Annotated in this window: 7 protein-coding genes; all 7 read left to right on the forward strand. The window is 61.3% G+C overall.

The features are described from left to right. Positions 1–234: 234 nt before the first annotated feature. Complete coding sequence (ccoG, locus tag FHX06_RS31670) at positions 235–1,803, forward strand: cytochrome c oxidase accessory protein CcoG (protein WP_113212907.1); 1,569 nt, start codon at positions 235–237, stop codon at positions 1,801–1,803. Further along, positions 1,800–2,285, forward strand: a complete 486-nt coding sequence (locus FHX06_RS31675; protein WP_113212908.1) for a FixH family protein — start codon at positions 1,800–1,802, stop codon at positions 2,283–2,285. The genes ccoG and FHX06_RS31675 overlap by 4 nt, the downstream gene beginning before the upstream one ends. Next, positions 2,282–4,564 carry a cation-translocating P-type ATPase gene (locus tag FHX06_RS31680; protein WP_113212909.1) on the forward strand — a complete coding sequence of 761 codons (2,283 nt, stop codon included), beginning with the start codon at positions 2,282–2,284 and terminating at the stop codon, positions 4,562–4,564. Before FHX06_RS31675 ends, FHX06_RS31680 begins: the two co-directional genes overlap by 4 nt. Then, positions 4,561–4,719: a cbb3-type cytochrome oxidase assembly protein CcoS gene (ccoS, locus tag FHX06_RS31685; protein ID WP_112546969.1), complete on the forward strand. Its 159-nt coding sequence runs from the start codon at positions 4,561–4,563 to the stop codon at positions 4,717–4,719. Before FHX06_RS31680 ends, ccoS begins: the two co-directional genes overlap by 4 nt. 23 nt (positions 4,720–4,742) lie before the next feature. Next, on the forward strand, positions 4,743–5,408 hold the full coding sequence (locus tag FHX06_RS31690) for a Crp/Fnr family transcriptional regulator (protein WP_113212910.1): 666 nt from the start codon (positions 4,743–4,745) through the stop codon (positions 5,406–5,408). A 175-nt stretch (positions 5,409–5,583) separates the two neighbouring features. Beyond that, the gene (locus FHX06_RS31695; protein ID WP_112971429.1) at positions 5,584–6,312 is read left to right on the forward strand and encodes a response regulator; all 729 of its coding nucleotides are present in this window, start codon (positions 5,584–5,586) and stop codon (positions 6,310–6,312) included. Between the two features lie 63 nt (positions 6,313–6,375). Beyond that, positions 6,376–7,106 (forward strand): c-type cytochrome biogenesis protein CcmI (ccmI, locus tag FHX06_RS31700; protein WP_183882146.1); only part of this gene is annotated, 731 nt, incomplete at its 3' end.

The following is a 7,106-nucleotide window of genomic DNA, read 5'->3' on the forward strand; positions in this document are numbered from 1 at the left end:
CTTCTCCCCGTTGTCCTCCAGGCCGTGCCCTCTCTCCCGGGCGCGGCCCTTTTTCTTTGACCAAGCGCAAGGAGCGATCGGACGCAACCGCCTATGCCTGTCGATTGCCGGGCTCCTTCAGGGCCGCATCCTGCCTGCGCAGCGTATGTGCCGTGCAAACCACGTTCTTGATATGAATCAAGGATGGTCAGCTGGAAACGGAGGAGAAGGGCAGTCACAAATCGGAACAGGCCCATGAACCTCTACACAGCACCCGATCCCAAATTAGTGGAACGCGTCAATGCGGAGCCGGTCAACGCCCGGCTCAACCGTCAGCCGCTTTATGCGGCTCGTAAGAAGGTCTTTCCCAAGAGGGTTCAAGGACATTTTCGCCGGTTCAAGTGGATCGTGATGCTGATCACGCTCGCGATCTACTATCTTGCGCCCTGGATCCGCTGGGATCGCGGACCTTATGCGTCCGACCAGGCTATCCTGATCGACCTGTCGTCGCGCCGCTTTTTTTTCTTCTTCATCGAGATCTGGCCGCAGGAGTTCTACTATGTCGCCGGGTTACTGGTCATGGCTGGGTTCGGCCTGTTTCTGGTCACCTCGGCAGTCGGCCGCGCCTGGTGCGGTTATGCCTGTCCGCAGACGGTCTGGGTCGACCTCTTTCTTGTCGTCGAGCGCGTCATCGAAGGCGACCGCAATGCCAGAATGAAACTGGACGCCGGGCCGTGGACGTTCGACAAGCTTCGCAAGCGCCTGCTCAAGCATGCGACCTGGCTTGTCATCGGCGTTCTCACCGGCGGCGCGTGGGTATTCTATTTCGCCGACGCGCCGACGCTCGTCAAAGGGCTCTTCACCGGGCAGGCTCCGGCCGTCGCCTACGCCACGGTCGCCATTCTGACGTCGACCACCTACGTCTTTGGCGGGCTCCTGCGCGAACAGGTCTGCACCTACATGTGCCCCTGGCCGCGCATACAGGGCGCCATGCTCGATGAGAACTCGCTGGTCGTGACCTATAACGACTGGCGGGGTGAGCAGCGCTCGCGCCATGCCAAGAAGACGCAGGCGGAGGGACAGGCCGTCGGTGACTGCGTCGACTGCAATGCCTGCGTTGCGGTCTGTCCGATGGGCATCGACATCCGCGATGGCCAGCAGATGGAGTGCATCACCTGCGCGCTCTGCATCGATGCTTGCGACAATGTCATGGACAAGATCGGCAAACCGCGCGGCCTGATAGCCTATGCGACGCTCAGCGAATATGCGAGCAACATGAACATCGCCACCGACGCAGGCAGGACGCCGGTCCAGCCGGCGCGCGTCAGAAATCCGGACGGTTCCTTTGTCGACGGCATTCGCCACTTCAACTGGCGTATCATCTTCCGACCGCGCGTCGTCTTTTACGCGGGCGTCTGGACCTGCATCGGCATTGCCATGCTCGTGCACCTGTCGATGCGCGAACGGCTGGAGCTCAATGTCGTCCATGACCGCAATCCGCAATACGTGCTGGAAAGCGACGGATCGATCCGCAACGGATATACGCTGCGCGTCCTCAACATGGTACCCAAACCGCGAACGATCGAGCTGACCCTGTCGGGCATCGATGGCGCGACGATGCGGATTCCTGAACTCGGCAAGGAGGAAGGACGTCGGTTCACGATCGACGCCGCGCCCGACGCAGCCACGACACTCAAGGTATTCGTCACCCGCAAGCCGACGGGCGACGCGATCAACGAATTCCTCTTTTCGATCGAAGATGCCGGTCACGCCGACCGCGCGACCTATCGCGCCGCATTCAACGCCCCAGGAGATGTCAGATGAGCACCCGCGCGCAAGGATTCACCGGCAGGCATATGTTGCTGACGACCTGTGCTTTCTTCGGCGTAATCATCGCCGTCAACTTTACGATGGCCTGGTACGCCTCATCGAGCTGGAGCGGGCTCGTGGTCGAAAACACCTATGTCGCCAGCCAGGAATTCAATGAGAAGGCCGCCGCCATGAAGGCGATGGCTGCCTCCGGGATCGCGGGCAGGCTTTCGCTGAAGAGCGGCGAAATCCATTATGACATCAGCAACAGGGACGGCTCGCCGGCTGTTGTCGACGACGTCGTGGCCAACTTCAAGCGGCCGGTCGGCGATCATGAAGATTTTCGCGTTGCGCTGATCAAACTTTCGGAAGGGCGGTTCGAGGCGGATCACGTAATCGCCGAAGGCGACTGGATCGTCGAGGTCACCTCGCGCCGCAGCGGCGAGATCGTCATGCACGAGGCCGTGCGCATCGACACTGCGGAGTTCGGCCAATGACCTGCTGCACCATGAATGCGGACGGCGTCCTGGCGATGAGCACGACCGCCTTCAGCGCCGAGGAGATCGGACTTGTAAGCCATGCGCTCGGCGGAGGCCTTCGTCAGCTCGATCTCAGCGTGCCTGACGTCCATTGCGGCGCCTGCATATCGACCATCGAGCGGGCTCTGTCGGGCCTGCCCTATGTGCGCAAGGCTAGGGTGAACCTCACCTCCAGGCGTGTGAGCTGCGTCTATGCCGAGGAGATGGACAACAAACCGGTCGATCCGACCGGCATCACTGCCGCGATCAGCGCGACCGGATACAGGGCCCATCTCTTCACGCCGCTTGCGCCGGAAAGCGACAAGACACGGAACCAGCTTCTCCTTGCGGTCGGGGTCGCGGGTTTTGCCGCGACAAACATCATGCTTCTCTCCGTATCTGTCTGGTCGGGCGCGGATGCCGCGACGCGTGACATGTTCCATTGGATCTCGGCGATGATCGCAGCGCCTGCGCTCGTCTATTCCGGCCGGTTCTTCTTTCAATCGGCCTGGAACGCGTTGAAGCGCGGGCGCACGAACATGGATGTGCCTATCTCACTCGCCGTGACGCTCTCCTATGCGGTTTCGCTCTGGGAGACGATGCATCATGGCGAGCATGCCTGGTTCGATGCGACCGTATCACTGCTGTTCTTCCTTCTGATCGGCCGGACCCTCGACCACGTCATGCGCGAGAAGGCGCGCGCAGCGATCAACGGGCTGGCGCGGCTTGCTCCGCGCGGGGCGTTGGTGCTGGCGGCCGATGGGTCGAGACGCTTCGTGGCGGTTGAGGAGATCGCCGTCGGCGACGAGTTTGCCGTGGCGGCCGGCGACCGCATCCCGGTCGACGGTATCGTCGCCAGCGGCGAGAGCGATCTCGACCTGTCGATCGTGACGGGTGAGAGCAGCCCGGTAGCCGTAAAACCGGGAACGGAAGTCCATTCCGGGGCCATGAACCTGACAGGCTCGCTCATCGTGCGCACAACGAAGCTGGCACGCAACTCGCTGCTTGCCGAGATCATCGGCCTGATGGAGGCTGCGGAAGGCGGACGGGCGCGTTACCGGCGGATCGCCGACAGGGCCGCAGCACTTTATTCGCCCGCCGTGCACCTGCTCGCGCTGGTGTCATTTCTGGGCTGGGGCATCATCGGCGGGGACTGGAAGCAGGCGATGCTCGTCGGCGTTGCCGTGCTCATCATTACCTGCCCATGCGCCCTCGGACTGGCCGTTCCGGTCGTGCAGGTCGTCGCAGCCGGCGAGCTTTTTCGCAGGGGCGTCATGCTCAAGGACGGTTCGGCGCTCGAGCGGCTCGCCGAGGTCGACGCCGTCGCCTTCGACAAGACGGGCACGCTGACGCTCGGGCAACCGAGGCTCATGCGGACCGAGGCCGACAATGTTAAGAACATTGCGATCGCCGCGGGACTTGCTCTGCATTCCAGGCATCCGCTCTCGCAGTCGCTCGCCCGCCAGGCGGTCATGGCGGAGCAATTCGATCGCGTGACAGAGGTCGCAGGCGGCGGTCTCGAAGCCTCACGCGGCGATATCGTCTACAGGCTCGGAAACGCACCCTTCGCCTGCGGCGAGGCCGAGATCGCGACATCAGACAGCCCGCTGTCCGAAGTCGTGCTTTCGGCAAACGGGGTGGTGCTGGCCCGCTTCTTCTTCGATGACACGCTTCGTCCGGGCGCGGCCGAGGCGGTCGCCGATCTGGAATCGGCCGGTTTCCAGACGCTGATTTTTTCCGGGGACCGCCAATCCGTCGTCGAAAGCACGGCGCGCAGCCTCGGCGTCGATCGCGCCCTTGGCGCATTGACCCCGAAGCAGAAAGTGGAGGCCTGCGAGGCCCTGCGAGAGGCGGGACGGCGTGTCCTGATGGTCGGCGACGGCATTAATGACGCGCCTGCGCTCGCCGCAGCCCATGTTTCGATGGCGCCGTCCAGCGCTTCCGACATAGGACGCCAGGCGGCCGACCTCGTCTTCTTCAACGAGAGACTCGATGCCGTGCCCGATGCGATCCGGATCGCCCGACGCTCGGCAGCGCTCATCCGGCAGAATTTCGCACTCGCGATCGGCTATAACGTCCTGGCCGTACCGATCGCGATCGCCGGCCTCGCCACGCCGCTGATTGCTGCCGTGGCGATGTCAACCTCTTCGATCATCGTCGTCACCAATGCCCTGCGTCTCAACGCTTTTACGGCACGAAACGCTTCTTCGCCGGCTTTGCAGAGGCCGATCCACGATCAGGAGGTCAAAGCCGCATGAATATGCTCATCTATCTGATTCCGATTGCACTTTTCATGGGCGGCCTCGGGTTGGCGGCGTTCCTCTGGTCCCTGAAGAGCGGTCAGTATGACGATCTGGAGGGCGCTTCCTGGCGGGTGATTTCCGATGATGATTCCGATCCGACCGCTACATGATAGCATCAGCCGGAAAAGGACCGATGCTTTCTAACAACGAACGGCTTTTGCGGTCAGACCTGTTTCATGGGCTGAACGAGGATACCGCGAGACGACTTGCGGCCCTCGCTCGCCGGCGCACCTATGTGCTGGGCGAAGAGATTCTCTCGGAAGGTGAGCCCGGCATCTATGTCGTCTATGTCGCAAGCGGCGTTGTCAGGCTGACGCGAACCGAATCGAGCGGGCGTGATGCGGATATCCGCGTCTGCGAACCAGGCGACTTCATCGCCGAATATGTCATTGTGCTCGGCGGTAACTATGCGCACGGCGCATGTGCCGGCGCCCTGAGCGATCTCGTGCTGTTCGAAGCTGCGACGCTGCGGGCATTGGCCGACAAATGCCCGCAACTCCAGCGCAACCTGCTGAAGATATCGGCCCGCCACCTTCTTGAAGCTTTCGATGGCATTGCTGGCGACCGTTTGCATACTGCGATCCAACGTGTGGCGAATTTCCTGTTGCGGCAGTGCCCGGAAGCGGCTCTTCAGGCGACATTCCATCTTCCGTACAAGAAGCAGATTCTGGCTGGAAAACTCGGGCTTGGGCCGGAGGCCCTTTCCAGGGCATTTGCCGCTCTGGCAAGATGCGGGGTCGACGTGAAGGGTCGAACTGTGCGCATTGAAAACGTCGTTCTCCTGCGTCAGGTCTGTTAGCGACAATCGCGTCAGCTGTCCGAAGTCATGACGTTGGAGGTTGTGGCGACAAATCCTACCAGGCGGTCATCACCAGGTTTCTTTGGCAACTATCGCATGCGGCGCTGAGAGCGGTGGCGCTGGCCGAATTCCTGCGCTATCTGATTGGCAAGTCGAAACAAGCTCAACGAGGACAATGGAACCGGACAGGATTCTGGTGGTCGATGATGACGCGCGGATCAGGCAGATGCTGATGCGTTACTTCGAAGACAACGGATTTAAGGTGAACGCGGTCGCAAACGGTGCGGCGATGCGTTCCGAACTTGCCAAGAGCTCTTTCGCGGCAATTTTTCTCGATCTAGTGCTCCCGAACGGCGAGAATGGTCTCGAACTGCTCCGGGAGCTTCGAAGCACATCCGATGTGCCGGTACTCATGCTGACCGGTCAGGACGATGTCACGGACAAGGTCGTCGGCCTTGAAGTCGGCGCCGATGATTACATCGCCAAGCCCTTTCATCTGAGAGAACTGCTGGCTCGTCTGAGGACAATCCTGCGACGCCGCACCTCCTCGGATGCGACCCGTGCTGCCAAGGGAGAAGACGAAACGCTCGCCTTCGAAGGCTGGTCCCTCGATGTGTCGCGCAGGCGGCTGACCTCACCCCAGGGCGACGACGTTGCCTTGACGACGGGCGAGTTCGATATGCTTCTTGTTTTCGTGCGCAATCCCGGCCGGGTTCTTTCGCGCGAAACGCTCATGGATCTGACGAGAAACCGCAATTTCGAAGCCTTTGATCGCGCAATCGACGCCCAGATCGTCCGCTTGCGCAAGAAGATCGAGGATGATCCGAAGAGCCCGGATCTCATTCAGTCTGTCCGCGGCGTCGGTTATGTCTTCACCGGTCGACCGGGACGAACATCGAGATAATTGATCCTCGTCAATGTCCGGTCCGCTGCTGACGCTATGAGTTCAGCCATTATGGCTGCAACAATGACGATCTGGGTTCTTTTCGCGGTAATCACAACCGCAGCGACTGCCATCCTGCTTCATCCGCTTTCAACGGGGAGGAAGACAGCGAGCAGCAAAGCGGATGCCGGCAAGGTCTATCGCGACCAGCTTTTGGAACTCGACGAGGATATCGCCTTCGGGCGTATCTCGCCGGACCAATACGAACTGGCCAAAGCAGAGACGGCGCGCCGGCTGTTCAAGGCGGCCGATAACGACCGGCCGGCGCAGACCCCGCAACGCTCCGACAGATGGCTCAAACACGGGATAGCCGTGTTCCTGCCCGTACTCAGTATCGCTCTTTATGTCTCTCTCGGTTCTCCTGATATCCCCTCGCGTCCTTTGGCGACGAGGCTCGCGGAGCCGGGCGAGGATCTCGCAATCCTCGTGAAGAAGATGGAGAATCATCTCGCCGAGCGCCCCGAGGACGGGCGGGGATGGGACATCATCGCTCCGGTTTACCTGAAGATGGGCCGGGTGGATGACGCGGCAAAGGCGTATCGAACCGCGCTTCGCCTGGACGGAGCCAATGTTCGCCGTCTTGAAGGGCTGTCGGAAACGCTCATGGCCACCTCAAATGGCACGGTGACGGCAGAGGTGCTCGATGAACTCAAACAGGTTCTCTCCCTAGAGCCGAACAATCCGCGTGCACGTTTCTACATTGCCCTGAGCATGGAGCAGGCGGGTCAGCCGGAAGAGGCGCGGAGCGCTTTCGA

This window comes from Rhizobium sp. BK512 (assembly GCF_014194915.1).
Classification (GTDB): domain Bacteria; phylum Pseudomonadota; class Alphaproteobacteria; order Rhizobiales; family Rhizobiaceae; genus Rhizobium.

Excerpts from the sequence above, each read along its gene's own strand:
- FHX06_RS31675 (WP_113212908.1), top strand. The coding sequence starts at position 1,800 with ATGAGCACCCGCGCGCAAGGATTCACCGGCAGGCATATGTTGCTGACG.
- FHX06_RS31690 (WP_113212910.1), top strand. The coding sequence starts at position 4,743 with ATGCTTTCTAACAACGAACGGCTTTTGCGGTCAGACCTGTTTCATGGG.
- FHX06_RS31695 (WP_112971429.1), top strand. The coding sequence starts at position 5,584 with ATGGAACCGGACAGGATTCTGGTGGTCGATGATGACGCGCGGATCAGG.
- ccoG (WP_113212907.1), top strand. The coding sequence starts at position 235 with ATGAACCTCTACACAGCACCCGATCCCAAATTAGTGGAACGCGTCAAT.
- ccoS (WP_112546969.1), top strand. The coding sequence starts at position 4,561 with ATGAATATGCTCATCTATCTGATTCCGATTGCACTTTTCATGGGCGGC.
- FHX06_RS31680 (WP_113212909.1), top strand. The coding sequence starts at position 2,282 with ATGACCTGCTGCACCATGAATGCGGACGGCGTCCTGGCGATGAGCACG.